General features: G+C 67.0%; 26 protein-coding genes. 13 read left to right on the top strand and 13 right to left on the bottom strand.

Annotated elements, in window-relative coordinates; translation table 11 throughout:
• Nucleotides 1-29: 29 nt before the first annotated feature.
• The 4 genes from BFE01S_RS22005 to BFE01S_RS21990 form a co-directional block, all read right to left on the bottom strand.
• Nucleotides 30-395, bottom strand: a complete 366-nt coding sequence (locus BFE01S_RS22005) for a c-type cytochrome (protein ID WP_042338206.1) — start codon at nucleotides 393-395, stop codon at nucleotides 30-32.
• Nucleotides 395-1177: a BON domain-containing protein gene (locus BFE01S_RS22000; protein WP_245621168.1), complete on the bottom strand. Its 783-nt coding sequence runs from the start codon at nucleotides 1175-1177 to the stop codon at nucleotides 395-397. The genes BFE01S_RS22005 and BFE01S_RS22000 overlap by 1 nt, the downstream gene beginning before the upstream one ends.
• A gap of 25 nt (nucleotides 1178-1202) precedes the next feature.
• The gene (locus BFE01S_RS21995) at nucleotides 1203-1790 is read right to left on the bottom strand and encodes a phosphoheptose isomerase (RefSeq protein ID WP_028227360.1); all 588 of its coding nucleotides are present in this window, start codon (nucleotides 1788-1790) and stop codon (nucleotides 1203-1205) included.
• A 96-nt stretch (nucleotides 1791-1886) separates the two neighbouring features.
• Nucleotides 1887-2438, bottom strand: a complete 552-nt coding sequence (locus BFE01S_RS21990) for a YraN family protein (RefSeq protein ID WP_028227382.1) — start codon at nucleotides 2436-2438, stop codon at nucleotides 1887-1889.
• Between BFE01S_RS21990 and rsmI the strand changes: the two genes are divergently transcribed.
• Nucleotides 2437-3354, top strand: coding sequence for a 16S rRNA (cytidine(1402)-2'-O)-methyltransferase (rsmI, locus tag BFE01S_RS21985; RefSeq protein WP_042338202.1), 918 nt, complete (start codon nucleotides 2437-2439; stop codon nucleotides 3352-3354). The genes BFE01S_RS21990 and rsmI overlap by 2 nt on opposite strands.
• Nucleotides 3355-3494: 140 nt before the next feature.
• On the opposite strand, the gene BFE01S_RS21980 is transcribed toward rsmI, so the two are convergent.
• Nucleotides 3495-4100, bottom strand: coding sequence for a septal ring lytic transglycosylase RlpA family protein (locus BFE01S_RS21980; RefSeq protein WP_028227358.1), 606 nt, complete (start codon nucleotides 4098-4100; stop codon nucleotides 3495-3497).
• Between the two features lie 788 nt (nucleotides 4101-4888).
• Between BFE01S_RS21980 and BFE01S_RS21975 the strand changes: the two genes are divergently transcribed.
• The 3 genes from BFE01S_RS21975 to BFE01S_RS21965 all read left to right on the top strand — a co-directional run bounded on the left by BFE01S_RS21975 (nucleotide 4889) and on the right by BFE01S_RS21965 (nucleotide 6720).
• A complete protein-coding gene (locus BFE01S_RS21975) occupies nucleotides 4889-5533 on the top strand; it encodes an MBL fold metallo-hydrolase (protein WP_028227357.1) in 645 nt (214 codons plus the stop codon).
• Nucleotides 5533-6159 (top strand): 3'-5' exonuclease family protein, encoded by a 627-nt coding sequence (locus BFE01S_RS21970; protein ID WP_028227356.1) that lies wholly within the window; start codon nucleotides 5533-5535, stop codon nucleotides 6157-6159. Before BFE01S_RS21975 ends, BFE01S_RS21970 begins: the two co-directional genes overlap by 1 nt.
• Before the next feature lie 102 nt (nucleotides 6160-6261).
• On the top strand, nucleotides 6262-6720 hold the full coding sequence (locus BFE01S_RS21965) for an Lrp/AsnC family transcriptional regulator (protein WP_008352298.1): 459 nt from the start codon (nucleotides 6262-6264) through the stop codon (nucleotides 6718-6720).
• Nucleotides 6721-6737: 17 nt separating this feature from the next.
• Here the strand turns inward: BFE01S_RS21965 and BFE01S_RS21960 are convergent, their stop codons facing one another.
• From BFE01S_RS21960 to BFE01S_RS21950, 3 genes are all read right to left on the bottom strand, one after another.
• Nucleotides 6738-7940: a cation diffusion facilitator family transporter gene (locus BFE01S_RS21960; protein WP_028227355.1), complete on the bottom strand. Its 1203-nt coding sequence runs from the start codon at nucleotides 7938-7940 to the stop codon at nucleotides 6738-6740.
• Nucleotides 7941-8228: 288 nt separating this feature from the next.
• Nucleotides 8229-8534 (bottom strand): H-NS histone family protein, encoded by a 306-nt coding sequence (locus BFE01S_RS21955; protein WP_028227354.1) that lies wholly within the window; start codon nucleotides 8532-8534, stop codon nucleotides 8229-8231.
• A 411-nt stretch (nucleotides 8535-8945) separates the two neighbouring features.
• Nucleotides 8946-9614, bottom strand: a complete 669-nt coding sequence (locus tag BFE01S_RS21950; RefSeq protein WP_028227353.1) for a HugZ family pyridoxamine 5'-phosphate oxidase — start codon at nucleotides 9612-9614, stop codon at nucleotides 8946-8948.
• Nucleotides 9615-9736: 122 nt separating this feature from the next.
• Between BFE01S_RS21950 and BFE01S_RS21945 the strand changes: the two genes are divergently transcribed.
• A complete protein-coding gene (locus BFE01S_RS21945) occupies nucleotides 9737-11080 on the top strand; it encodes an MFS transporter (protein WP_084170093.1) in 1344 nt (447 codons plus the stop codon).
• Nucleotides 11081-11190: 110 nt separating this feature from the next.
• Here BFE01S_RS21945 and BFE01S_RS21940 read toward each other — a convergent pair whose 3' ends face one another.
• Both BFE01S_RS21940 and BFE01S_RS21935 read right to left on the bottom strand, forming a co-directional pair.
• A complete protein-coding gene (locus BFE01S_RS21940) occupies nucleotides 11191-12336 on the bottom strand; it encodes a branched-chain amino acid ABC transporter substrate-binding protein (protein ID WP_028227351.1) in 1146 nt (381 codons plus the stop codon).
• A 548-nt stretch (nucleotides 12337-12884) separates the two neighbouring features.
• Nucleotides 12885-14000 (bottom strand): NAD(P)H-dependent flavin oxidoreductase, encoded by a 1116-nt coding sequence (locus BFE01S_RS21935; RefSeq protein ID WP_028227350.1) that lies wholly within the window; start codon nucleotides 13998-14000, stop codon nucleotides 12885-12887.
• Nucleotides 14001-14230: 230 nt separating this feature from the next.
• Here BFE01S_RS21935 and BFE01S_RS21930 point away from each other — a divergent pair, with 230 nt between their 5' ends.
• Both BFE01S_RS21930 and BFE01S_RS21925 read left to right on the top strand, forming a co-directional pair.
• On the top strand, nucleotides 14231-14929 hold the full coding sequence (locus tag BFE01S_RS21930; RefSeq protein WP_028227349.1) for a dienelactone hydrolase family protein: 699 nt from the start codon (nucleotides 14231-14233) through the stop codon (nucleotides 14927-14929).
• A gap of 153 nt (nucleotides 14930-15082) precedes the next feature.
• Nucleotides 15083-16594, top strand: a complete 1512-nt coding sequence (locus tag BFE01S_RS21925; protein WP_028227348.1) for an amidase — start codon at nucleotides 15083-15085, stop codon at nucleotides 16592-16594.
• A gap of 87 nt (nucleotides 16595-16681) precedes the next feature.
• Here the strand turns inward: BFE01S_RS21925 and BFE01S_RS21920 are convergent, their stop codons facing one another.
• The 3 genes from BFE01S_RS21920 to BFE01S_RS39635 form a co-directional block, all read right to left on the bottom strand.
• The gene (locus BFE01S_RS21920; protein ID WP_028227347.1) at nucleotides 16682-16993 is read right to left on the bottom strand and encodes a high-potential iron-sulfur protein; all 312 of its coding nucleotides are present in this window, start codon (nucleotides 16991-16993) and stop codon (nucleotides 16682-16684) included.
• 192 nt (nucleotides 16994-17185) lie between these two features.
• Nucleotides 17186-18292, bottom strand: a complete 1107-nt coding sequence (locus tag BFE01S_RS21915; RefSeq protein WP_028227346.1) for an NAD(P)/FAD-dependent oxidoreductase — start codon at nucleotides 18290-18292, stop codon at nucleotides 17186-17188.
• Nucleotides 18293-18484: 192 nt separating this feature from the next.
• The gene (locus BFE01S_RS39635; protein WP_063834436.1) at nucleotides 18485-18835 is read right to left on the bottom strand and encodes a DUF4148 domain-containing protein; all 351 of its coding nucleotides are present in this window, start codon (nucleotides 18833-18835) and stop codon (nucleotides 18485-18487) included.
• Nucleotides 18836-19259: 424 nt separating this feature from the next.
• Between BFE01S_RS39635 and BFE01S_RS21905 the strand changes: the two genes are divergently transcribed.
• From BFE01S_RS21905 to rqpR, 6 genes are all read left to right on the top strand, one after another.
• Nucleotides 19260-19766: a hypothetical protein gene (locus BFE01S_RS21905; RefSeq protein ID WP_028227345.1), complete on the top strand. Its 507-nt coding sequence runs from the start codon at nucleotides 19260-19262 to the stop codon at nucleotides 19764-19766.
• Between the two features lie 30 nt (nucleotides 19767-19796).
• Nucleotides 19797-20594, top strand: coding sequence for an endonuclease/exonuclease/phosphatase family protein (locus BFE01S_RS21900; RefSeq protein WP_028227344.1), 798 nt, complete (start codon nucleotides 19797-19799; stop codon nucleotides 20592-20594).
• A 218-nt stretch (nucleotides 20595-20812) separates the two neighbouring features.
• On the top strand, nucleotides 20813-21463 hold the full coding sequence (locus BFE01S_RS21895) for a LysE family translocator (RefSeq protein ID WP_028227343.1): 651 nt from the start codon (nucleotides 20813-20815) through the stop codon (nucleotides 21461-21463).
• Between the two features lie 557 nt (nucleotides 21464-22020).
• Nucleotides 22021-22791, top strand: coding sequence for a ferredoxin--NADP reductase (locus tag BFE01S_RS21890; RefSeq protein ID WP_028227342.1), 771 nt, complete (start codon nucleotides 22021-22023; stop codon nucleotides 22789-22791).
• Between the two features lie 468 nt (nucleotides 22792-23259).
• On the top strand, nucleotides 23260-24183 hold the full coding sequence (locus BFE01S_RS21885; protein WP_042338195.1) for a sensor histidine kinase: 924 nt from the start codon (nucleotides 23260-23262) through the stop codon (nucleotides 24181-24183).
• Nucleotides 24180-24836, top strand: a complete 657-nt coding sequence (gene rqpR / locus BFE01S_RS21880; protein WP_028227340.1) for a response regulator transcription factor RqpR — start codon at nucleotides 24180-24182, stop codon at nucleotides 24834-24836. The genes BFE01S_RS21885 and rqpR overlap by 4 nt, the downstream gene beginning before the upstream one ends.
• Nucleotides 24837-24925: the final 89 nt, after the last annotated feature.

Here is a 24925-nt window from a genome sequence, read left to right as displayed (position 1 = left end):
ATCTGCCCGCGCTCAAAACTCCCTGGGGATCACTGAGCAGGCGCCCCGGCCAGCACCCACCCCACCACAGTACGAATATCGCCCGCGCTCATGCCCGGATGAGAAGGCATCGGAATCGCCCCCCAAACCCCTGACCCGCCGTCGCGCACCTTCTTCTCGAGCTTCGCCTGAGCGGCCGCATCGCCCTTATACCGCTGGGCGATATCGTGAAACGAAGGCCCCACGAGCTTGCGATCCACGGCATGGCACCCCATGCAGGCATTGTTGCGCGCAATAGCCAACCCCTCGGCCGCAGCAAACGCCCGCACAGGCATCGTCGCCACCAGCCCAGCCACAGCCAGCCCCAAAGCCCCGACCCAAAACCGGCCGCCCATACCCGTCACCCGAGTCGTCATCAAAGCGCCTTCCCATTACCCGCCGGCGCGGCAGCAGGCGCAGCCGAAGAGCCGTCGATAGGCCGCGAGCTCACCGAAGCATCCGGCACCGCGCCCACCGTCGGCTCATCCGCCACATTCGCAGCAGGCTGCGCCGGCGCGCTCACCGCCGCAACGGCCGGAGCCCCCGCAGGCTGCCCCGGCTTGATGTACTGATAAACCTTCACCACCTGCTGCACGCCCACCACGCCGGCAGCCGCATTCGCCGCCACATTGCCTTCCTGCGGCGTGACGAGGCCCATCAGATACACCGTGCCGCGCTCGCTCACCACCTTGAAGTCGTTCGCGGAGATGTCCTTATAGGCCACCAGCTCCCCCTTCACGCGCCCTTCCAGATACGAGTCGTTGGCCCGCGAGGAGAACGAGCTCGCCGGCTGCACGGCCAGTCCGTTCACGACCGAATCCACATTCGTCACTGCGCGCGTGAGCGCCTCGGCCTTCTGCTTCGTCGCGTCGTCGGGCACTTCGCCGGTCAGCAGCACGCGCTGGTTGAACACCGCCACGTTGATATGCGAGGTATTCGGCAGCTTGTTCGAGAGCTCCGAAAGCGCCTTCACCTGGATCTCGCGATCCTCGGTCTGCGATCCCACCGTGCGCCGGTCGGTCGCCACAAGCGCCGTGCCGCCCGCCGCGCCCGCAAGCGCAAGGAAGCACCCCTGCAGGCTCGCCGAGAGGGCCGCCGCCAATCCGATCGTCGCAGCCGTTCGGGCCAGTGCACTACCGTTGCCGTATCTGCTCTTCAACGTCGCTCTCCTTCGTCCTTCGGTGTCAGTCGTCGCCCAGCAGCATCGCGTCGATGCCGTCGCACAGGCAGTGAATTACTAGCAGGTGCACTTCCTGGATGCGCGCAGTCCTGTCGGCAGGCACGATCAGGTGTATGTCGGTATCGGCCAGCGTCGCGTTCACGTCGCCGCCGCCCTTGCCCGTCAGCGCAATCACGATCATTTCGCGCTCGTGCGCTTCTTCGATCGCCGCGAGCACGTTCGCCGAGTTGCCGGAGGTGGTGATCGCGAGCAGCACGTCGCCCGGCTGCCCCAGCGCGCGCACCTGCTTCGCGAAGACCTGGTCGTACGCGTAGTCGTTGGCGACGGCGGTGAGCACCGATGCGTCGGTGGTGAGGGCAAGCGCGGGAAGTCCCGGGCGTTCGCGTTCGAAGCGGCCGATCAGTTCGGCCGCGAAGTGCTGGGCGTCGGCGGCGGAGCCGCCGTTGCCGCAGGCCAGTATTTTGCTGCCGTTCGCCAGCGCGGCGAACATCGTATCGACGGCGGCCGCGATCGGCACCGCGAGGGTTTCCATGGCCGCGAGCTTGACGGCTGCGCTGTCGCGGAAGTGCTGTTGAATTCGTTCGACGGACATCGACTCTCTAATCTGTACTGCGGGTATCGCCCAAAAACCGCTGCCTGTATGCGGATTGCCGCAAGTTTAGCGCACTCGCGCGCGTTCTCCGCGCATTTAGCTGTGATCGGCGCGGAAGGCGTCGCGTATCCACGTCAGACGCCCGCGCTCGAATGCAATCACGTCGAAGCGGCACGCGGGCATCGCACGCGCGGCGCCGCCTGCCTCGTCTCGCGCGCCGTCGTTCTCTCCTGCACCGGCTGCACGCACGGCCAGGAAGTAGCGCGCCGCGCTCACCACGCGCTGCTGCTTGCGCCATCCCACGCTCGCCGCCGCGCCGCCGTAGCCCTGCCCGGTGCGCGCGCGCACTTCCACGAAAACCAGCGTGCCGTCGCGGTCGCGCATCACGAGATCCAGTTCGCCGCGGCGGCAGTGCACGTTGCGCGCAACGAGCGTGAGCCGCTGGCGGCGCAGAAAATCCAGCGCGTGCGCTTCGAAACGCGCACCGGCCGCGCGCGATTCGGCGTTGGACTCGCGGTGTCCGGAAAAGTTGTCCGCGTCATCTCTTTTTCTCGCGCGCCCGGTTGGCGTCTTCGCCGGCGGCTCGGTCCGTTCGCCCGCGTGGCACAATGTCGGCCTCCTTCCTTTCGCATGCGCGTTGCGTGTCATGACGCTCCCTTCGTCCGTTTCCGAGCTCGCCCAGGCCCAGCAGTATCCGGCCGCCACGCTGTATGTCGTGGCGACACCCATCGGCAATCTCGCCGACATCACCGTGCGCGCGCTGCACGTGCTCGGTCTCGTCGATCGCATCGCCGCCGAGGACACGCGCAACACAGGCCAGTTGCTCATGCGCTACGGCATTTCGAAGCCGCTCGTGGCCGTACACGAGCACAACGAGCGCGAGGCGGCGCAGCGCGTGATCGACTTTCTGCGCGCGGGCGAGCGCGTGGCCTGCGTTTCGGATGCGGGCACGCCCGGCATTTCCGATCCCGGCGCGAAGCTCGTCGATGCCGTGCGCGAGGCCGGTTTCCAGGTCGTGCCGCTGCCCGGCGCGAGCGCGCTCGCCACCGCACTGAGCGTGGCGGGCGACTGGGTTTCGACCTTCACGTTCCTCGGTTTCCTGCCGCCCAAGGCAAAGCAGCGCGCCACTGCGCTGCAGCCGCTCGTGGCACACGCGCACGCGATGGTGTTCTACGAGGCGCCGCATCGCATCGTGGAGACGGTGCAGGCCCTCGCCGATGCGTTCGGTCCCGCGCGGCGCGTGTTGATCGCCCGCGAACTGACGAAGCTACACGAGGCGCTTTATCGCGGCACCCTGGCCGAAGCGCCAGCGTGGCTCGCGGAGGATGCGAACCGTCAGCGCGGCGAGTTCGTGCTGGTGGTGGAAGGCGCGAGTGCGGGCGAATCCGCGGACGATGATCACGATGCGCTCTTGCGCGCGCTCCTGCAGGAAGTGCCCGTGAAGAGCGCAGCGAAGGTCGCGGCAACGCTCACAGGCGCGTCGCGCAATGCGCTCTATGCGCGGGCGCTGGAACTGAAGGGCAAAGAGGGCGCAGGGGAAGATGCGGAAGATGGGGACGACTGAACAAAAACGCGTCCAGCCACGTTCAGCCACGCAGCGCCGGGTATCGGGTATCGGGGGGCACCGGGCGCCCCCCCTGAAATGCAAGAAGGGCCGCACGTCAATCGCGTAGCGGCCCTTCTCGTTTGTGCGACAGCAACCGGTTAGTGGTCGCCGTTCGAAAGCGCGGCAACCTGTTCGGCCAGCGCTTCCTTTCCTTCCTGGCGCGACAGTCCTTCGATGTTCACGCGCGCGGTGCCGGCGTGCTGCACGCCCAGCATCTTCGCGGCCGCATACGAGAGGTCGATCACGCGGCCACGGGCGAACGGCCCGCGGTCGTTGATCTTCACCACCACCGATCTGGACGTCGAAGGCACGCTCACGCGCACGTAGGAGCCGAGCGGCAGCGTGCGGTGCGCGGCGGTGAGCGCTTCCATGTTGAAGCGTTCGCCGCTCGCGGTCTTGCGGCCGTGGAACGCGCGGCCGTACCACGAAGCGCGGCCGGTCTGGTGGAACGACGAGACGTCCGGGCCGCCGCCGATCGGTTCGGCATCGGCGAGGGTCTTGTCGCTGCCGGCGCCCGAAGCGGGCAGCGCGGCAAGCGCCGAGCCGTAGCTCTGCGGTGCGGCGAACGCCACGTGCGCGTCCCTGGTGGTGCTGAGCGCCGACCCGTCCGCCTGGTTCTGCGGGCCGGGCGGCATGGCGCAACCGGCCAGCACGGACACGGCTGCGAGACTCCCGAATTTTCGTCGAGACAGTCTGAGTTTCATAAGCTTGCCATCACATGTCGAAGCCCCCGGCAGCCCATGGCTGCACGCAAACTGAAAGGCTTCGGCGGCTGCAGGTAAAGCCATGCCCCGCTCGCGAAAGGCGAGCTCGAGCCGGCACCCGGATGCGACCCCTAATGGGCCACCAACCGCTGGTTTTCTTTCACGTCTGGCGCAGCCTCTCCCCGGCAGCCTGACCAGACCCCACATGCCGCCATCGAGCGTGGACAACTCGCTCTGGCGCGCCGGTAACACACGGCGCACAGGAACGGCGGCGTAGGCCCCACCCAGCGTCACGACAGCAAGGCCGTTGCAGGCGCGTGGCACCTGGCTGGGCAAGACGTGCGGTGCCGAACGGATCGGCACCTGATTTGCCATCGCTTCAGTCCGCAAAAGGCGGTCGTCCGACGACGGCACTGCTTGACGGCGATGCATCGAGACCCGCTTTTTAGCCGAGTCGCACCGCCCAGTGAAAGCACGTAAAACGTGCGTGTTGGGTCGCATTATACCCAAAAGTAATTGTTGTCACGCACGTAACCCCCGAATTTTTATGAATTTTCTACATTGGCGTAACAAAGCCGGAGGCCGAAGCCTTGCCCGGCGGGGGATACAGACGATCCGCAAGCGGCGTTCCGCGCCCCCGCCGAAGGCACCCTCCGGCGCCCCCTCGCGCGCCCCTTCGCACGCCCCTTCGCAACCCCATCGGCGGGTGCCCCGCCGCGCCGGTACAATCGGGTCTCTGGTTGCGGCCCGCCGTTGGGCCGCGCGTTCCCCGCGATCCTTCTACGCGCATGAAAGTCACGCTGATACCCGTCACGCCGTTCCAGCAAAACAGCTCGCTTCTCGTCGACGAGACGACGCAGCGCGCCGCCGTCGTCGATCCGGGCGGCGACCTCGAACGCATCGAAGCCGAGATCGCGCGGCAGGGCGTGCAACTCGAAAAGGTGCTGCTCACGCACGGTCACGTGGATCACTGCGCGGGCGCGAAGGCGCTGGCTGAAAAGTTCGGCGTGCCGATCGAAGGGCCGCACGAGGACGAGCGCTTCTGGATCGACATGCTGCCGCAGCAGAGCGTGCGTTTCGGCTTCGGCCACGCCGAAGCCTTCGAGCCCGACCGCTGGCTCAACGACGGCGACACGGTCCGTTTCGGCAACGAGGAGATGGAGGTCTACCACTGCCCGGGGCACACGCCCGGCCACGTGGTGTTCTTCAGCCGCGCGCACCGGCTCGCGATCGTGGGCGACGTGCTGTTCGCGGGCTCGATTGGCCGCACCGATTTCCCGCGCGGCAATCATGCCGACCTGATCCGCTCGATCCGCGAAAAGCTCTGGCCGCTCGGCGACGACGTCACGTTCGTGCCGGGCCACGGCCCGGCTTCCACCTTCGGCGAAGAGCGCCGCTCCAACCCCTACGTCGCAGACGGCATCCCCGGATAATGAATACCGCCGCCATCGAGGAAATCTATGTCAGCACGGACGTCGAGGCCGACGGTCCGATTCCGGGCCCGCATTCGATGCTGAGTTTCGCGTCGGCGGCCTACACCGCCGACAAGCGTCTCATCGCCACCTTCTCCGCGAATCTCATGACGCTCGAAGGCGCGGCGCCGCATCCCGTGCAGGCCGCCTGGTGGGAAACGCAGCCCGAGGCGTGGGCGGCCTGCCGCAAGGACCAGCAGGACCCGGCCGCGGCGCTCGTCAACTACGTGCAATGGGTCGAGGCGCTGCCCGGCAAGCCGGTGTTCGTCGCCATGCCCGCGGGCTTCGATTTCACCTTCATGTTCTGGTACATGATGCGTTTCGCGGGGCGCTGCCCGTTCTCGTGGTCGGCGCTCGACATCAAGACGCTGGCCTTCGCGATGACGGGCCTGCCGTACCGCAAGTGCATCAAGCCACGCTTCCCGAAGCACTGGTTCGACGACCACCCGCACACCCACGTCGCGCTCGACGACGCCATCGAACAAGGCGCCCTCTTCTGCAACATGCTGGCCGACCTGCGCGCGCAGCAGGCCCAGGCCGCCAGCACGGTTGATGGGGACGTGTCAGGGAAAAATGCCGCCAGTTAAATCACAAAGCGGGCAATCCTCCTCACCAGGTGCACTTCGCATTGCGTTTCGTTTTCGCGCCCTCTACCATTCGGGAATGGCACGACGCAAACGGAGGCGCAGTTGACACTCGATACGTTCTCTCAGAAGATCCTGCGCCTGCTACAGCTGGATGCGCGCCGCTCGGTGCAGGAAATCTCGGACCAGGTGGGCCTGTCCAGCACGCCCTGCTGGCGCCGCATCAAGGACATGGAACAATCGGGCGTGATCCAGCGCTACACGGCGCTGCTCGATCGCGAAAAGCTCGGGCTGCACGTCTGCGCGCTCGCGCATATCCATCTCACGCGCCACACCGAAGGCGGCGTCGAGCAGTTCGAGCGCGAGATCGCGACCTGTCCCGAAGTCACCGAGTGCTACAGCACGACCGGCGAATCGGACTACATCCTCAAGATCGTCGCGCCCGACATCAAGGCCTACGACGCCTTTCTCCACGACCGCATCTTCAAGATTCCGGCGGTCGCGCAGGTGCGCACGAGCGTCGTGCTGCGCGAAATCAAGTTCGATACGCAGTTGCCGCTCTGAGGCGGGCGCCGCGCCGGTCAACTCGCACGGCGCGGCGATGCGCTAGCGCTTGCTTCACGCGCCGGCGCGAGCCCCGCCGTATCCACGCTGACGACACTCACCACGTCCAGCCGGCTCGCGCCCACGCGGCGCTTGATCGCCTCCCGGTCCGCCTCGGTGAGGCGCCTCGGGTCGTCGCCGGCAGCCAGCGCAACCTGCACGGCGAGGCCCGTGCTCAGGTAGTGCAGCGTCACCGCTTCCACATGCAGGCCGCGCGCAGCCAGCGCCTCGCCTAGCGCCCCGATCAACGCCTCGCGCGCGGGCTGGTTCGACACCGACCGCACGTGCATGTCGTCTTCGGGATCGACGTGGATGAGCGCATCGAGCACGCGCGCGTCGGCGAGGAGGCGCGAGCGCGCCTGCTCAGCAATATAGTGTCCCTCGGACACCGAAATAAACGGATCGACGAGGATGTGGGCATCCACGAGCGCGAGGTCGCCGGTCTTGCGCGTGCGCATTTCGTGCACGTCGAGCACGCCGGGCGTGGCGAGCAGGAGCGCGCGCAGGTCGGCAGTGGCGGCTTCGTCGAGCGCGCGGTCGGAGAGGTCCTGCAGCGCATCCCAGCCGAACACCCAGCCCATGCGCGCCACCATGAAACCCACGATGGCCGCCGCGATCGGATCGAGCAGCTTCAGGCCCGCTACGCTGCCCACAATGCCGATCGCCACCACGAGCGACGAAGCCGCATCGGAGCGCGCATGCCACGCGTTGGCGATGAGCATCTGCGAGCGCACGCGCTGCGCCTCGCCCAGCATGTAGCGAAAGAGTCCTTCCTTGGAAACGAGCACGAGGAGCGCCACAGCCAGCGCGCCCAGATGTACGGGCGGAATATCGCCGAGATCGGCAATGCGGGTGCCCGCGCGCCACAGCATGCCGATGCCGACCGCAATCAGCAGCCCGCCCAGAAACAGTGAAGCAACCGTTTCATAACGGCTGTGGCCGTAATTGTGATCGGCATCCGGTTTGGCGCCGCTATGCCGATTGGCCAGCAAGACGACAAAGTCGGAAACCAGATCGGCCAGCGAATGAATACCGTCGGCAACGAGTGCCTGCGAATGCGCAATCACGCCGATTGCGATTTGCAGGACCACGAGCACCGAATTGACAGCCACGCTCACGAGTGTGGTCTTGCGCGCAACCTGGTGTTTATCCGATACGAGCGCGTCGGCGGCAGGGGACATGGACGATGTAAAGAGCGAATCCAGGAATACCGACGATTGTAATAGGACCGCGCCGATTTTTTTGCGACAACCCTAAAAATCTCTTTTAAATCAGATGCCTACAAGAACACGACGCATTCGCATTCAACATTGCCCATGCAGGGAGGGAATGCCGCCGGGAACAAAAAAGCCGCGCGTCGAAACGACAGCGCGGCTTTTTCAATGAGCGGGCCGGGTGCCCCGCACGGTATGTCACTTCGCTTATGCGCCGCGGGTCCAGGCGGCGCATAAGTGGCATTCGGTGCGGATTTACTTCTGGATCAGAAACTTTTCGCGATCTTTGCCGGCAATCCAGCGGGGCGGCTTGCCGCGGCCCGACCACGTGCTGCCGCTGTCCGGGTCGCGGTATTTGGGCGCGACGCTGGCGCGCGAGCGGCTGGCCTTGGCGCTCTTGCTGCTGGCGCGGCCGCCGCCGAGTTCGGCGATCGTAATGCCGTAATCGGCCATTTTCTGTTTGATCTCGTCGAGGACTTCGGCATATTCGCGTGCCTTCGCCTCTTCAATCTGCTTCTCAAGCTTTTCGCGCTGGGCGAGTAGTTCCTTGTAGGAAGACATAGGTACCCTTGTGGTTTGGACAAATATGGCTACCAGTCTCGCGCCGGTATGCCAATTGACAAATATGTGCCCCGGAAAGTGGAGGCGAGATTAACACAGAATTCAATCCCGGTAAAAGCGCGGCGCATAAAAAATAATCAAAAACCTGTTTCGGAATCTTTCCGTACCGCCCCGCACTGTCGGGGATGTTCATTCGGCGCAAATCGGTATTTTTACTCAATACCTCATTCCACAGATTAATCCGGAAGGTGCAACGGTCAATCGATGAAAATTAAATGGTATGAGAACATCCAAACATTTCACCAGATGATAGCTTCCAGAATATTCGATATGCCTTATGAGATATAGCGATCCGGTTTCAAGCCGCATGGGGCCGCCCTCAGGGCGCACACGCTATATCTTGAAAATAATTCAGCCCGAATATCGTTCGATGCAATCCGTTAGCACCGCATGCAAGGTTTGCTGATCGGGTTGCGGCGCGTCGAACACGAAGCGCGTGCGTGCGCCGTCGATCCGGAGGTCGGCGCCGTAGCGGTCCACGCCCGCCAGCTCCAGCGTGGCCGGCCGGGCGGGATGCCGCTCGAAGGCTTCGATCAGCGCGATTTCGTCTTCGTCCGCAAGCGAATCGAGCTCGTCCAGGTCCGCGCCGTCCAGCCATCCCATCGCGCCGAAACCGCCGATATAGCGCAGCCGCTCGACATGCAGCACCCAGAACGTGAAGTCGCCGAGCGCGAGGTAACGCTCGGCGTCCGGGTGGTAGCGCAGATAGCGGCGCGCAACCGCCGCTTCCTGGTCCGGGTCTACCGGCGCATAAAGGCCCAGCAGCGTGGCGCGCGAGCCGTTGAGCACGTCGCCGTCCGGCGCGTGCGCTACGAGAAAACCGGCGCGCGGATCGCCCAGCAGGTTGCGCGTGTGTTCGGCGAGCCGGCTGATGAGGATCACGGGCCGGTGGAACGCGTCGGGCGCGAACGGCACGATGGTCGGATAGGGAAAACCGTGCGGCTCGCGCGCATGGGTCGCGAGCGTGCCGGTGGACACCTGGTGCAGCAGATGCAGCGGAGCGTGGGCGGGAATCTTCAAGAACGTCCTCGGGCGGTGCGATTTTGTCGTAAGCGTGGAGTGCACACCCGAAGTACGGCGCCGGGAGCGGACTGTGTACCGATAGTAGTGCAGCGCGCGGATCGCGGTTCGGCAGGACGCGCATGCGTTCGCTAAAATCCTTCTTTGCTTTCAGTCTCCTTCCTTTTTATAGCGTTTTTCTCCGAACCCCGGAACCGCCCGTGTCCGATCGCACCAGCCACCCCACTGCCGCCCCTGCCGCCGCCACGACCGGCGCCACCCTGGCCCGCCAGCCCGCCGCGCCCACGCCCGCCGCCGCGCATCGCGCCCTGCCCGCCGTCACCCGCCAGCGCGCACGGCTCGCCACCATGGCGCTCTTCTTCATCGCGGGCATGATGTACGCGTCCTGGGGGGTGCATGTTCCCACCGTGCGCGACCGCTTTCACCTGAGCCCCGCGTTGCTCTCGTGCGCGCTCTTCGCCGTCGCGGGCGGCTCGATCGCCGCCATGACAATGCTCGGCGGCTGGATCGCGCGCGTGGGCTCGCGCCGCGCCTGCCTCGCGGGCGGCCTCACCATGTCGGTCTGCGGCACGCTGATCCTCGTCGTGCCGTGGTTCTGGTCGCTGCTCGTGGTGCTGGCCCTGTTCGGCGTGGGCATGGCCACGCTCGACGTCGCGATGAACGCCGAAGCAAGCGCCGTCGAAGAGTCGCTCGGGCGGCCGATCATGTCGGCGCTGCACGGCATGTTCAGCCTGGGCGGCATGGCGGGCGCCGCAATCGGCGGCGCGCTGCTCGCGCGCGGCATGGCGCCGGCGCTGCATCTGCTCCTCGCCTCCGCGCTCGCGGCGCTCGTGCTGATCGTCTCGTGCCCGGCCGTGCTGCCGCACGTGCCGCACCCCACTCACGGCGAAGGCGCGAAGACCGGCAATCGCTGGCGCACGCCCGCGCTCTGGGCGCTGGGCGGCATCGCGCTCATCGCGCTGATCGCCGAAGGCGCGATGTACGACTGGGCAACCGTGTACATGCGCGACGTGGTGATCGCGTCGCCCGCGCTCGCCAGCGCGGCCTACGCGGCGTTCTCGGGCGGCATGGCCGCGGCGCGCTTCGCGGGGGATGCCGTGCGCGCGCGCTTCGGCGCGCCGCAGCTCGTGATGGTGAGCGCGTCGCTCGCCTGTGCCGGGATGATCGGCGCCCTCGTGCTGCCGTTCGCGGCCACGGCCCTCATCGGCTTCACGCTGATGGGACTCGGCCTCGCGAACATGATGCCCGTGCTGTTCGCCGCCGCCGCGCGCGTGAAGGGCATCCACGCCGCCGAGGGGCTCGCGCACGTCGCGGGCATCGCCTACTTCGGGCTGCTGTTCGGGCCGGTGGTGATCGGCGGCATCACGCAGGTGACCAATCTCACCGTGGGCCTTGCCGTCGTCGCGCTGTGTGCGGCGCTCGTTGCGCTCGCCGCGCCGCGCGTGCTGCGGCGTCTGGGCATCTGAGGGCTGCCCCGCCCGCGCCGCCCATAAAGAAAAAGGCACGTGGACATCAAAGTCCACGTGCCTTTTTTACGCACCCTTAACCGCAGCTCGCGCTGCGGCGGGCAGCGGTATTACATCTTGACGACGTCGAGCAGCGTCTTCTTGCCGCCCTTGTAGTCGTACAGCGAGATCACGCCGTGCCGGAGGTCGCCCTTCGAGTCGAAGGTCGTCTCGCCGATCACACCCTTGTAGTCGGTGCTCGGCATTGCGGCCAGAATCTTCGCCGGATCCGTCGAGTTCGCGCGCTTCATCGCATCGACGATGATGTACACGGCGTCATACGTGAACGGTGCGTAGATCTGGATCGGCTGGCCGAAGCGCTTCTCGTACTTGGCTTCGAATTCCTTGCCTTGCGGCATCTTTTCGAGCGCCATGCCCGCTTCCGAGCACACGATGTTGTCGGTCGCGTCGCCGGCGAGGTCCGAGAGCTTGTCGGTACAGACGCCGTCACCCGCGAGCACCTTCGCGCGCAGGCCAAGCTGCTTGGCTTGCTTGGCGAACGGGCCGCCGGTGGCGTCCATGCCGCCGTACATGATCGCGTCGGGGTTCTCACCCTTGATCTTCGTCAGAATGGCGCGGAAGTCCACGGCCTTGTCGTTCGTCGCGTCATGCGACAGAACCTTCATGCCGAGCGACTTGGCGGTCTTCTCGAACTCGTTCGCGAGACCCTGGCCGTAAGCCGTCGAGTCGTCGACGATCGCGACGCTCTTCAGGTTCATCGTCTTGGCCGCGTAGTTCGCGAGCGCCGGGCCTTGCTGCGCATCGGTCGCCACGACGCGGTACGTCGTCTTGAAGCCTTGCTGCGTGTAGGCCGGGTTCGTCGCCGACGGCGAGATCTGCACGATGCCGGCATCGCTATAGATCTTCGAAGCCGGGATCGAGGTGCCCGAGTTCAGGTGGCCGACCACGGCGACGACCTTGTCGTCGACGAGCTTCTGCGCAACCTGGGTGGCCGTACGCGGGTCAGCCGCGTCGTCCTGTGCGTCGAGTTGCAGCGTGATCTTCTGACCGTTGATCACGAGGCCCTTCGCATTGATTTCTTCAACGGCAAGACGCGCGCCGTTTTCGTTGTCCTTGCCGAGGTGGGCAATGCCACCCGTCAGCGGAGCGACGTGACCAATCTTGACCACTTCATCTGCGAACGATGCCGTAGCAAACGCACCGAACATCATGACGGCAGCGCTGATCGGCAACAGCTTTTGAAGCTTGATATTCATGTAAGTCTCCAGTTTCGAACCCAAAAGCAACGTAATCGCCCTGGTGCTCCCGCGCCCCGAACGTGTCGCTCCCCGTGCGGACGACCACGCAGGATGCATCCTTGATGCACCTGGCCAGCATGCCTTCGGGCCCGTTCATGGCGGGCCGTCCGGTCATACTTGCGCGCAAGTGTAGGCGATCAAATTAATTTGGGGGACTTTTTTCAGATATTGGTACGAGTACCAATAGGCTTTCTACCGGATCGCTCCGAGCCCCTGCAAATATCCGGGTTTGGGCCCGGCGCTGCAAGGCGCCGGGAAGGCATCCGCAAACGTCGGGAAAGCCTTTAGGAAGCCTTGACGGATTAATTTTGAAAATATTGCCGGAGGCGGGTGCAGGGGCGTCGAAAGTGCGAACGTTGGCGTGAAACGCCGCGGCGCAGAACGGTGCGCGCTCAAGTAAGCATTCGATTAATTGTCCGTAAAGGGGCAGCCGTTGCTGCGTTGCAGCATCCGATATCGCCCGATATCCCCTGGCAGCGCAGCAACCGGCTCGGGACTTGCGCACGCTATGCCCCACGCGTGAGCGCCGCGAGCGCGGCGCGCCATTCGGCATCGAGCGCATCGACCAGTTGCGCCGCGCCGAGCCCTGCTTCGCGCGCGCGGGAGAGCGGCGCGCCCTGCCCCGACCAGAGTGAGAGGTAATCGCCGTCGTTGGCGCGCGCCGCGCTCTGCCGCAGCGCCTGGGTGAGCGCGTTTTGCACCGGGTACGGCGCGACGCTGCCGGGATGCGCTTCGAGTGCCTGCATGAGCGGATTGCGGATACCGCGCGCGTGGCGACCCGTGATCGCGCGCGTGACCGAGGTGTCCGTATCCGACGAAGCCCGCACGCGCGCTTTCCAGTTAGTGGGAATCGCACTTTCCGCGCAGGTGAGGAAGGCCGTGCCCATCTGCACGCCCTGCGCGCCGAGCGCGAGCGCCGCCGCGATGCCCCGGCCGTTCATGATGCCGCCCGCCGCGAGCACGGGCAGGCCGGTGGCATCGACGAGCTGCGGCACGAGCGCCATGGTGCCCACCAGCGCGTGCTCGGGCGCGCCGATGAAGGTGCCGCGGTGGCCGCCCGCCTCGGCGCCCTGGGCGACGATGGCGTTCGCGCCGGCCTCGCGCCAGGCGAGCCCTTCGGCCACGTGCGTCGCCGTGCCGATCACGTAGCTGCCCGCCGTCTGCAGCCGCGCGACATCGGCCTTCGCGAGCAGGCCGAAGGTGAAGCTCACCACAGGCAGGCGCAGTTCTACGAGCATGTCGAGCTGCGCGCGGAAATCGGGCGCGTAGCGTTCGAGCGCTTCGCCCGGCGGCAGATCAAAGCGCGCGCGCAGCGGATCGATTGCTTCGAGCGCGCGCCGCACGGTGGCTTCGTCGGGATGCGCCGGATCGAGGACGAAGAGATTCACGCCGAACGGCTGGCGGGTGAGCGCGCGGATCGCCGCGACTTCGCTCGCGATCTTTCCGGGCGCGAGCGCGGCGCCAGCCAGAAAGCCGAGCGCGCCCGCATTGGCGACGGCCGCCACCAGCGCGGGCGAGGTGGGGCCGCCCGCCATCGGCCCCTGAACGAGCGGCAGGCGCAGGCCGAAGCGCCGCGAAAACGGCGTGGAGAAGGCGGACGAAGCGGTGGACTGGGCAGTCATATTGGCATCCTTGCGGGCAAGCGGCGCGCGTCGGGTGGTCCCCGCGACCATCCGTGCGCCTCCATGGCTTCCGAATCTAGCCGAGCGCCCTTCGCGCGAAAAATGAATAATCGAGATCGTTCCGATCCGCAGATGAGAACGAGGGACGCTGCAGGCCGCGGGCAGGCGTGGCAAACTGGCGCCCCGAATTTCGCGGCAACGCGAACTGACTGATCAAGAAGGAGAGCAACGTGAGCGTATCGACTCGATGGATCGACATTCCCGCCGGCAACGACAGCTTCGGCGGCTATCTCGCGCTGCCGAGAGGCGGCAAGGGCCCGGGCATCGTCATCGTCCAGGAGATCTTCGGCGTGAACGGCCACATTCGCGATGTGGTCGAGCAGTACGCACTCGACGGCTATGTCGCCGTCGCGCCGGACATCTTCTGGCGCACGCAGCCGCGCGTCGAACTGGACTATGTGGGCGCCGACCGCGACAGGGGCATCGAACTGCTGCAGAAGACCGACGTGAAGCTCGCCGTGGAGGACATCGGCGCGACGGCCGCGGCCCTGCGCGCGCTGCCCGAGTGCACGGGCAAGGTCGCAGCGATCGGCTATTGCTTCGGCGGGCGCCTCGCCTACCTGGCGGCGGCGCAAGGCTCGGTCGATGCGGCGGTGGCCTATTACGGCGGCGGCATCCAGAACGCGCTCGACGTGGCCGACAAGGTCACGGTGCCGATCCAGTTCCACTACGCCGAAAACGATCACGGCATTCCGCTCGACGCGGTGGGCCAGGTGAAGGAGCGCTTCGCGGGCCGCGACAATGCCGAATTCCACCTGTACCCGAACGCCGGGCACGGCTTCAACTGCCCGGTGCGCGAGTCGTACAACCAGCACGCCTCGGGACTCGCCCATGGCCGCACGCTGACGTTCCTCGCCGAGCGCCTGTAAGCGCGGCACCGCACGCCGGCTGCGCGCGACGATCGCGCGCAGCCGGCGCAACTGTCACACTGCCTCACAGGCAGTGCCATCGAGCGGGCGTCGGGCGCGCTCCGCCCCCCGCACTCACCCCACGCATCTTCACCTGGAGCAGGAGGCCGCGCCTTGCAGTCCGACTATCTGGAGTACGACGCCATCGGCCTTGCCGAACTCGTGAAGCGCGGCGACGTGAGCGCACGCGAACTGCTCGACACGGCCATCGCCCGCGCGGAAGCGGCCAATCCCGCGATCAACGCCATCGTGCTCAAGGACTACGACGCGGCACGCCGGCGCGCGAGCGCCATCGAAGCGGGCGGCAACGGCGCCGACACGCTGGCCGACGGCCCGCTCGCGGGCGTGCCGCTTCTCGTGAAGGACCTGGGCGCGGCGGTGGCCGGCCTGCGGATGACCTTCGGCAGCCGGCACTACCGCCATTACGTGCCCACGGCCGATGCCCCCGTGGTCGAACGCCTGCGCGCGGCGGGCCTGAACATCTTCGGCAAGACCAGCGCTTCGGAGCTGGGGCAGATGCCCTACACCGAACCGGAACTGTTCGGCCCGTGCCGCAACCCCTGGAATCTCGATCACACGCCGGGCGGTTCGAGCGGCGGCGCCGCAGCGGCGGTGGCCGCCGGCATCGTGCCGCTCGCGCATGCGTCGGACGGCGGCGGCTCGATCCGCATTCCGGCTTCGTGCTGCGGCCTCTTCGGCCTGAAGCCCTCGCGCTCGCGCCAGGTGCCTTCGAACCTCGCGCCCGCGCCCGGCGCGCTCGGCGTCGATCTGGCCGTCTCGCGCAGCGTGCGCGACAGCGCGCTGATGCTCGATCTGATCGCGGGCGATCCCGCGCTCGCCCCCGGCGCACCCGGCACGTTTCTCGCGGCGGCGCGCGATCCGGCGCCCTTCGCAAAACCGCTGAACATCGCGCTCATCACCGATCCGCTCTTCGCCTTCGAGCTCTCGCCCGAAGTGCGCGCCGCCGTGGACGATGCGGCGGCGCTCGTCACCTCGCTCGGACATCGCGTGGAGCCGGTGTCGCTGCCGGTCGATTTCGCCGCCGCGCGCGAAGCGTTCCTGATGCTGTGGTCGGTGGTGGCGGAGCAAATGGTGCTGAACGCGGACACCATCACGGGCACCCCGCCGCGCCGCCAGGACTTCGAGATCGCGACGTGGGCGATGGCGCACATCGGCCGCAAGCTGGGCGAGCGCGAGCTGCCGGCGGCGCTCGACTTGCAAGAGCGCATCACCGCGCAGCTCGCCGGGCTCATGACGCGCTACGACGTGATCCTGTGCGCGACGCTCGCGGCCGCGCCGGTGAAAATCGGCGAACTGAAGCCTTCGCAGACCGAGCGCATGCAGATGCGGGCGGTCACGGCCATGCCGATGGAAGCGCTGATGAGAAAGCTGCTGACGGAAGCGTCGAACAAGGCGTTCGCGTGGGCGGGCTGCACCGAGCTTTTCAATCTGACGGGGCAGCCGGCGATGACGGTGCCGCTCGCATGGAGTGCGCGCGGCCTGCCGATTGGCGTGCAATTCGCGGCGCGCGAGGGTCACGATGCGCTGCTGCTGCGTCTCGCGGCGCAACTCGAAGCGGCGCGCCCGTGGTTCGGACGCCGGCCGCCGCTGTTGCAGGCGCGCTAGCGCACGCCCTGTGTTGCATGCCGCCCTGCTCGCAGGCGCGGCTCGCTCATTGCTGAACGATGGGTTCCGGCCGATGGGTTCCGGCAATCAGGCCTTCTTGTTATAGGCGCTGCACCAGCCCTTGCCCGCCACCTGCTTGCCGGCGAACATCGGGCACGGCGCCCACGCGTCGGTGGCCTTGCCCTGGTAGAACGTGCAGTTGCTGCAGTCCTGACCGGCGGCGTACTTCGCGAACTTCGCCTTGTCGACCTTGGTGGCGTCGGCCTTGTAGCCGAGTGCCTGGGCGGTGGGATCGGTTTCGCTGGCCTTCGGCGCATCGGCAAAAGCCTGGCGCGACAGCGCGACCGTCGTGGCAACACCGATGCTCGTGATCAGAAAGCTGCGGCGGGACGATTTCATGGGACTCACTCCAGTATGTAGGGCTACACCGTTCTGACGACGGCGTCGCGCAAGGATAGCAACGAAGCACAGCGGAATTTCGTTGCAATTCCGGAGATAAGAGACCCGCATTAATGGGAAATGAGAATCGCCCCGCGGGGCGCTCTTCAGCGCCCCGCCAGTGCAACGTTCAATGCGCCTTGCCGCCCCCGCTCAAGCCGTACCGGCCATTTCGCACACCCGCTGCGCGATGGCGAGCGACGCCGTGAGCCCCGGCGATTCGATGCCGAACAGATTGACGAGCCCGCGCACGCCGTGGGCGGCGGCGCCCTGGATCAGAAAGTCGGCGGCCGGCTCGCCCGGGCCCGAGAGCTTGGGCCGGATGCCCGCGTAGGCGGGCAACAGCGCGTCATCGGGCAATGCCGGCCAGTAGCTGCGGATCTGCGAGTAGAACGCGTCGGCGCGATGGGGGTCGACGTCGTAGTTGATCGAGTCGATCCATTCGACGTCCGGGCCAAAGCGCGCCTGGCCGCCCAGATCGAGCGTGAGATGCACGCCCAGCCCGGCCTCGTTCGGCATGGGATAGATGAGGCGCGAGAACGGCACGCGGCCCGAGACGCTGAAGTAATTGCCGCGCGCGAGATAGAGCGGCGGAACGTGGCGCGGGTCGAGCCCGCGGATGCGCCGCGCGAGCTTGTTGGCGGCAAGCCCCGCACTGTTGATGACGCAGGCCGCGCGCAGTTCGGTGGGCGCGTCGCCGCCCACTTTCACGACGAAGCCGTTGGCCGTCGCGTCGATCGCCTCGACCGGCGACTTGAGCGCGACGACCGCGCCGTCGCGCTCGGCATCGCCCTGGAGCGCGAGCATGAGCTGATGGCTGTCCACGATGCCCGTCTGCGGCGAATAGACGGCCGCCACGCATTCGAGCGCCGGTTCGAGCGCCAGCGCCTCGGCGCCGCTAATGCGCGTGAGGTCGAACACGCCGTTTTCCTTGCCGCGCGCGAGGATCGATTCCAGTTGCGGGATCTGGTTCGCCGCCGTGGCCACGAGCAGCTTGCCGCAGCGCGAGTGCGCGACGTTGTGCGAGGCGCAGTACTCATAGAGCATCTCGCGGCCCCGCACGCACAGCGTGGCCTTGAGCGAGCCGCGCGGGTAGTAGAGCCCCGCGTGGATGACTTCGCTGTTGCGCGAGCTGGTGCTGGTGCCGATGGCGTCGGCCGCCTCCAGCACGATCACCTCGCGCCCGCGCGCCGCGAGTGCGCGCGCCACCGCCAGCCCGACCACACCGGCGCCGATAACTACACAGTCGATCTGATCCATGTCTCCACGTCCGCCCCTGCGGCGCCAGCCTGGATTCGGCCGGCCGCCGCGATCCTCCGTCCGGGTGACGGCGCGCGAAGCACGCCGCCGCTTTGAGGAAAATTGTACGCTCTGTGGCGGCGCAGCAAAGCCCGCTGCGCACGGCCAACGCGGGCCGGCGCACGGTGGGGGCGTGGAATGCCCGGCCGGCGGTCAGTTCAGCGTGGTCGTGGCGGTCGTGGCGGTTGCCACGGCGGGCTCCGCCGTGCGGGACGTGTGGAAGAAGGCCGCCGTCTGGATCTGCGCGCGCGGCACGGTGTAGCCGCCGGTGGCGAGTTGCGACGGATAGCTCGGGATATTCGGGTTGTCGAGTTCGCCGGCGGCGCGGGCGCGGGCCAGTTCGGCCTTCACTTCGGCGCGGGTCCGCGGGCCGTTGGCGGGGGCCTGCTGGACGGGGGAGCCCGCGGTGATCGGGGCGGCAGTGGTATCGTCGGCAAAGGCCGGCGCCGCGGCGGCAAAACCGGCGGCGGTAATCAGCAGGGCAGCAAGCGTGGCGGTCTTCATGGCAATTCCTCGGTGCGGGTTGGGGCGCGCGGGCATGGCGGGCGGAAGTGCAGGAAAAGGCTGAAAGTCGGCAAACCAGTCAGCGCGCCCGGCCAGCGTTTCGTCGATGACATGCGACTCAGTGTAATCACTGACTATCGAAAACACATCTCGATTAATGGCAAGTGTGCGTTGCCTCCCGAACAACAATGGCGGCCGTGAGCCCTGAGCAAAAATGACTTCGTTGCCGATATGGCACCAATCTCAACCCGCCGTCGGCTGCCCGGCGGTTGAACCGCGGCGCCTCATCCCTATCTGATAAAACACGCGGAGAACGCGACGGCTCGGTTTTTGCGAACCCGGTATAGGATCGGAGGTCAGAAACAGCCAGCCCTGCCCGCCGTGCCCCCGCCCGGCAAGCCTGTACGGAGTCACTCCTATGACGTTGTGGAAACGCTGCCTCGCCGCCGCCCTGTTCATCACCGCCGCCGGCACGGCCGCCGTGAGCGCGCAGGCGCAGAGTACGGAGCAGCCGGTCGTGAAATGGACCTTGCAGGTGATGCGCGACGGCCAGCAGATCGACCAGTTCGACGGCACGACCACGGTGGGCCAGGCGCGCACCGACACGCATCACCAGGTCGTGCGCCACGACGTCGGCTGCAAGGACCAGCCGGCCGGCAGCATCGACCTGCAGCGCACGGTGACCGTCTCGCCGCTGCAGGCCAACGCGAGCGAGGTGATACTCGCCATCGACGCGCAGGAAACACTCGAATCCGACGATCATCCCCAGACCGCCGAAGGCTGCCAGTTGCCGCCGCAGCCGCGCCAGATCAACGCGAGCCATCCGGGGCTGCGCGTGCCCGCGGGCGAGACGGTGAGCTGGCAGATCGTCGACAAGGACCCCTCGCTCGCCTACCGGATCAGCGCGAGCCTCGCGCCGCAGCAGCCTTGAGCGGCGCGCGCCCCACCCGAATAACCGCTAATGCGAAACCCAGAAGAAGTGCTCATCGACACCGGCCATCGCAAGGACTTCGTCGCGGTGAGCTGGAACCTGCACAAGGGCCGCTCGCCCTTGGGCTTTCAGGCCTGGCAGGCCATGCGGCGCTGGGTGCAGTCCACCCACGCCGACGCCTATTTCCTCCAGGAAGCCATGGCGCGGCGCCTGCCGCAGCCGGTGCTCGCCTCCACCTTCGGCGCGCCGCTCGGCGATCCGCTCGAAGATGTCTGGCACTGCCAGGCAACCGAGATCGCCCACGCGCTCGAATTGCAGATCGCGCTCGGGCCCAATGTGTTCAAGCCCTCGTGGCGGCACGGCAATGCCATCCTCTCGCCGCATCCGCTCGATCTCGGCGGGCGCTGGGACATTTCCGCGCACCGCTTCGAGCGGCGCGGCCTGCTCGTGGCGCGCGCGAGCGTGGCCGGGCACTCGGTCACGCTGCTGTGCGCCCACCTCGCGCTCACGCGCAGCGCGCGCATGCGCCAGATGCACTGGATCGCGCACTGGATCGCGAAAGAAGCGCCGCAAGGACCGCTCGTGCTGGCGGGCGACTTCAACGACTGGCGCAACGATTCGGTGCCGATCTTCGCCGAGCACGGCATGCAGGAAGTGGCGACGCTGCTGGGCGAGCCCGCGCGCACCTTCCCGGCGTTTTCGCCGGCGCTCGCGCTCGACAAGATGTTCGTGCGCGGCCTGCAGCCCGTCGAGCTGATCCAGCCCGCGCAGGAGACCGCGTGGCTCTCCGATCACCTGCCGTATATGGCGCGGCTGCGGCTCGAATAGCCCGGATGGCTCGAATAGCGCGCTTGTCTGCCGCACAGGCCGGGCGCGGCGCCTGTTTTGAACGCCCGCCTTGAACGCCCAACGAGTCTGCGGCCACCCGCCGCAACGCGTTAAAATCGCGCGTTGCGCGCCGCTTCTTTTTTGGCCCTGTTTCAGGCGCGGTATTTCACCCGCGGTATTTCACCTTCACTCCGCCCGCTTCCGCTCGTTCGCCCCGCATGCACGACTTCATCACGCTGATCCAGATCGCCGCGGTCTATTCGCTCGCGCTCGTGAGCCCCGGCCCGAACTTCTTCATGGTCACCCAGCTTTCGCTTGGCGGACAGCGCGCGCTGGGCGTAGCGTCGGCATTCGGCGTGGGCGTGGGATCGACGCTCTGGGCCGCGCTCGCGATGCTCGGCTTCGCCACCGTGCTGCAGCGGATCGACTGGCTGTACAACGGCGTGCGCATTGCGGGCGCGCTCTACCTGGTGTGGTTCGGCATCAAGCTCGTGCGCTCGGGCGCGCGCCGCGACCCGGCCGCGGCTTCGGCGGCGTCCGTGGCCGCCGCAACGCTGCCCCCCGCCAGCCGCCTCGACTATCTGCGCACCTGGCGCGCCGGCCTGTTCACCTGTCTCACCAACCCCAAGGGCTGCGTGTTCTGGACCAGCGTATTCGCGGCGATGCTGCCCGCGCATCCGCCGCTGTGGTTCTACGGCGCGGTGCTCGCGACGGTCGCGGCCATGTCGTTCGGCTGGCATTGCAGCATCGCGTTCCTGTTCGCCGACGACCGCACCCAGCGCGGCTACCGGCGCCTGCGTCGTCCGATCGACGCGTTCTGCGGCGTGGCGCTCGTGGGCCTCGGGGTGAAGCTCGCGGCCGACCGCTAGAAGCGGCGCGCCACACGCCACCGGCCGCAAGGCGCCCGCAAGCCAGGCTCCGTATCTGCCCCGCCACCAGGGTCTCTGCTGCGGGCCAGCAGGGCTTCCGGTAAAATCCAGCCGAACCAGTGCGAACCTTCGCACGCGCGCCCGGGTGAACGATCTTCAGCCGTGCCCGCGCAACCGGCGGCCGCCTTTGCCCGCACGCGCAGCCAGAATTGCCGAAGCCGGAACGAGCGGCCAAAGCGCCGCCACCCTGCCCGATGCCAGCCTTGCCCGCCACGCGAGCCGTGCGGGTGCCAGCGTACCGCCGCGGAAATGGGCAGCGAAACTACGTAGCAAAGCAGGCAGCAAAACCGCCAGCGAAATCCGTGCAGCCAGGCCGTGCCGTACAACCCGCGCGGCACGACCGCGCGAAGCGCAGGCCGCCCCCACCGGCGCGCCCGGCGCCTTGCGGCGCGGTCGCGGTAAAATACCGGTTTGCACCTCGTTTTAAACGGGAACAGCCTTAGCACGGCGCGGGCAGCGTCCAACCTGGCGGCCCTTGTATTGCACCATCAGGAACCATGAGCAAACACACCGAAGAAACCGTTCTGAGCGTCCACCACTGGACCGACACGCTTTTCAGCTTCACCTGCACGCGCGACCAGGCCCTGCGTTTCGACAACGGCCAGTTCACCATGGTCGGCCTCGAAGTGGAAGGCAAGCCGCTGATGCGCGCCTATTCGCTCGCGAGCGCGAACTACGAAGAGCATCTCGAGTTTCTCAGCATCAAGGTGCCGGACGGCCCGCTCACGTCGCGCCTGCAGCATCTGAAGGTGGGCGACAAGGTTCTGATCGGCAAGAAGCCCGTGGGCACGCTGGTGGCCGACAACCTGCTGCCGGGCAAGGTGCTGTGGCTGCTCTCGACCGGCACGGGCCTCGCCCCGTTCATGTCGATCATCAAAGACCCGGACATCTACGACCGCTACGACAAGATCGTCCTCACGCACACCTGCCGCTTCGTCGATGAACTCGCGTACAAGGAGTACATCACCGAAGAGCTGCGCGAGCACGAGTACCTGGGCGAGATCGTCCGCGAAAAGCTCGTGTACTACCCGACCGTCACGCGCGAAGTGTTCGACAACCGCGGCCGCATCACCGAACTGATCGATACGGGCAAGCTGTTCGCCGACCTCGATCTGCCGTCGTTCTCGCCCGAGCGCGACCGCATCATGCTGTGCGGCAGCACGCACATGCTGCGCGACACCGTCGGGCTGCTCGAAAAGGCCGGCCTCAAGGAAGGCAGCAACAACGAGCCGGGCCACTACGTGGTGGAAAAGGCATTCGTCGGCTAAAACTCGTCGGCTAAAACGACAGCCCGGGGGACAAGCCACCCGGCGTCGTTGCCTTCGCATCGAAAACCGGAGCCTCGCGCTCCGGTTTTTTTTCGTCCGCCTTTTTGGCTCGGGCACCCTCCCACCTTTCATTTCTCTTTTTTGCGACAGGGTGGGCAACTCGCGGTTACATATTCAGCGGAATTCCGGTAATTTCCGTGTCAGCTTTTTTCTGACAAAAATCGTGCGGCCGAACTTCAAGCGAGCTCTTAGCTTGTGCCGCTAAACCTTGTCCAGACTGAATTTTTTCTTTTTTTGAGATATCATCGCGGCGCAGTGACAGCCGCGCTGGCGCCCCCAAAAGGGGTACAGCCAGGTCGTTACCGGATGTAAATATCGTTACGCCGCGCCGTGCCATTATCCGTCGCACCGGGACTCTGAAGCCCGGACAGACACCGCACGGCGAACCGGTTCCAGCACGGGGAATGGATGGATACGTCGAATCACGCCGCGATGATCGCGCTCGCTCATGACGCCCTGACGTCGGGCGGCGCTGCGTTCGCGTCTACCCGCTCCACCCGTTCGGCCCATTCCGTGCCTTGCGCACGCGATGCCGACGACACGCTGCGCGAGCTCGCCTGGCTGGACGAGTTGCAGCAGCAGGCCGCTGCGGCCCGCGCCGGGCGCATCGAAGCCGATGAAGCCGCGCGCCGCCGGATCGCCCAGGAATTGCACGACAGCGTGGGCGCCGAACTCGCCGCCACCCATTTCGCCCTCGCCAACGTCCACACCTGGCTGCCCGCCGACGCGCCGCCGCAATGCACCGAAGCGCTCGCGCTCGTCGCGCGCTCGCTCGACGCCGCCGGCGCGGCGCTGCGCCAGGCGCTCGACGGGCTCGCCGCGCCGCATCTGGACGCGGGCCTCGTGCCGGCGCTGTCCGGCTGGACGCGCAGCTTCGGCGAGCGCACGGGCCTCGCCACGAGCTTCGTCTGCGCCGCCGACGTGCGGCTCGCGCACCTCCCGGCCCCGGCGGCGCTCGCCGTGTTCCGGGTGGCCCAGGAAGCGCTCGCCAACGTCGCCCGGCACGCGCGCGCGGCCCACGCCGACGTGCGCATCGACTGCACGGCGCGCCACCTCACGCTCACCGTCAGCGACGACGGCATCGGCCTGCCGAACCGCGCGGCCAGAGTCCGGCGCGCAGGCAGCCACGCAAGCCGGCGCAACCAGTACGGCCTCGCCGGCATGCGCGAGCGCTGCGCCGCCTTCAACGGCTCGCTGCGCGCCACCAGCGGTACCACCGGCAGCGAGACCGCGCCGGGCACTACCGTGCGCGCCCGCTTCGCGTGGGATGCGCTGCTCGCCGCATCCGCTCCCGACTCCCCCGCCAACCTGGCGAAAGGCGCCCGCTCATGACCCCTCGCATCCTGCTCGTCGACGACCATGCCGTCGTGCGCCAGGGCGTACGCCAGTTGCTGATCGACCGCGGCGTCGCCAGCGAAGTGATCGAGGCGCAGACCGGCGCCGAAGCGCTTGCGACCATCGCGAAGCACGCCTGCGACGTGGTCCTGCTCGACATCTCGCTGCCCGACATGAACGGCGTGGAGGTGCTCAAGCGCGCGAAGCGCAAGGCGCCGCGCCTGCCGGTGCTGATGTTCTCGATGTACCGCGAAGACCAGTACGCGGTGCGCGCGCTCAAGGCGGGCGCCTCGGGCTATCTCTCGAAGACCGTGGACGCCGCGCAGATGGTGGCCGCGATCCAGCAGGTGGCGAGCGGCCGCAAGTACGTGAGCCCGGCGATGGCCGAAGCGCTCGCCGACTACGTGCTCGTGGACGGCGAGCAGATGCCGCACGAAAAGCTCTCCGACCGCGAATACCAGACGCTGTGCATGCTCGCCTCGGGCAAGCGCCTCACCGACATCGCCCGCACGCTCTCGCTTTCGGTGAAGACGGTGAGCGTGTACCGCACGCGCCTGCTCGAAAAGATGAAGCTCACCAACAACGCCGAGCTCACCTTTTACGTGATGAGCAACCGGCTCGTCGATCTCGCGCCGGCCGTCGGCGCCTGAGGTTGGCCGCGGGGGCGGCACACGGGCCATCGTACGTCGTACTAAGGCGGCCTTCTCGCCATAAGCCCTTAATCCCGAAATGAATGATC

It is taken from the genome of Paraburkholderia ferrariae NBRC 106233 (assembly GCF_000685035.1).
Lineage (GTDB): Bacteria > Pseudomonadota > Gammaproteobacteria > Burkholderiales > Burkholderiaceae > Paraburkholderia > Paraburkholderia ferrariae.
This window is presented reverse-complemented; position numbering and strand designations above follow the sequence as displayed.

Excerpts from the sequence above, each read along its gene's own strand:
- BFE01S_RS22005 (WP_042338206.1), bottom strand. The coding sequence starts at position 395 with ATGACGACTCGGGTGACGGGTATGGGCGGCCGGTTTTGGGTCGGGGCT.
- BFE01S_RS21995 (WP_028227360.1), bottom strand. The coding sequence starts at position 1,790 with ATGTCCGTCGAACGAATTCAACAGCACTTCCGCGACAGCGCAGCCGTC.
- rsmI (WP_042338202.1), top strand. The coding sequence starts at position 2,437 with ATGACGCTCCCTTCGTCCGTTTCCGAGCTCGCCCAGGCCCAGCAGTAT.
- BFE01S_RS21990 (WP_028227382.1), bottom strand. The coding sequence starts at position 2,438 with ATGACACGCAACGCGCATGCGAAAGGAAGGAGGCCGACATTGTGCCAC.
- BFE01S_RS21980 (WP_028227358.1), bottom strand. The coding sequence starts at position 4,100 with ATGAAACTCAGACTGTCTCGACGAAAATTCGGGAGTCTCGCAGCCGTG.
- BFE01S_RS21975 (WP_028227357.1), top strand. The coding sequence starts at position 4,889 with ATGAAAGTCACGCTGATACCCGTCACGCCGTTCCAGCAAAACAGCTCG.
- BFE01S_RS21970 (WP_028227356.1), top strand. The coding sequence starts at position 5,533 with ATGAATACCGCCGCCATCGAGGAAATCTATGTCAGCACGGACGTCGAG.
- BFE01S_RS21960 (WP_028227355.1), bottom strand. The coding sequence starts at position 7,940 with ATGTCCCCTGCCGCCGACGCGCTCGTATCGGATAAACACCAGGTTGCG.
- BFE01S_RS21955 (WP_028227354.1), bottom strand. The coding sequence starts at position 8,534 with ATGTCTTCCTACAAGGAACTACTCGCCCAGCGCGAAAAGCTTGAGAAG.
- BFE01S_RS21945 (WP_084170093.1), top strand. The coding sequence starts at position 9,737 with ATGCGTTCGCTAAAATCCTTCTTTGCTTTCAGTCTCCTTCCTTTTTAT.
- BFE01S_RS21940 (WP_028227351.1), bottom strand. The coding sequence starts at position 12,336 with ATGAATATCAAGCTTCAAAAGCTGTTGCCGATCAGCGCTGCCGTCATG.
- BFE01S_RS21935 (WP_028227350.1), bottom strand. The coding sequence starts at position 14,000 with ATGACTGCCCAGTCCACCGCTTCGTCCGCCTTCTCCACGCCGTTTTCG.
- BFE01S_RS21920 (WP_028227347.1), bottom strand. The coding sequence starts at position 16,993 with ATGAAATCGTCCCGCCGCAGCTTTCTGATCACGAGCATCGGTGTTGCC.
- BFE01S_RS21915 (WP_028227346.1), bottom strand. The coding sequence starts at position 18,292 with ATGGATCAGATCGACTGTGTAGTTATCGGCGCCGGTGTGGTCGGGCTG.
- BFE01S_RS39635 (WP_063834436.1), bottom strand. The coding sequence starts at position 18,835 with ATGAAGACCGCCACGCTTGCTGCCCTGCTGATTACCGCCGCCGGTTTT.
- BFE01S_RS21900 (WP_028227344.1), top strand. The coding sequence starts at position 19,797 with ATGCGAAACCCAGAAGAAGTGCTCATCGACACCGGCCATCGCAAGGAC.
- BFE01S_RS21895 (WP_028227343.1), top strand. The coding sequence starts at position 20,813 with ATGCACGACTTCATCACGCTGATCCAGATCGCCGCGGTCTATTCGCTC.
- BFE01S_RS21890 (WP_028227342.1), top strand. The coding sequence starts at position 22,021 with ATGAGCAAACACACCGAAGAAACCGTTCTGAGCGTCCACCACTGGACC.
- BFE01S_RS21885 (WP_042338195.1), top strand. The coding sequence starts at position 23,260 with ATGGATACGTCGAATCACGCCGCGATGATCGCGCTCGCTCATGACGCC.
- rqpR (WP_028227340.1), top strand. The coding sequence starts at position 24,180 with ATGACCCCTCGCATCCTGCTCGTCGACGACCATGCCGTCGTGCGCCAG.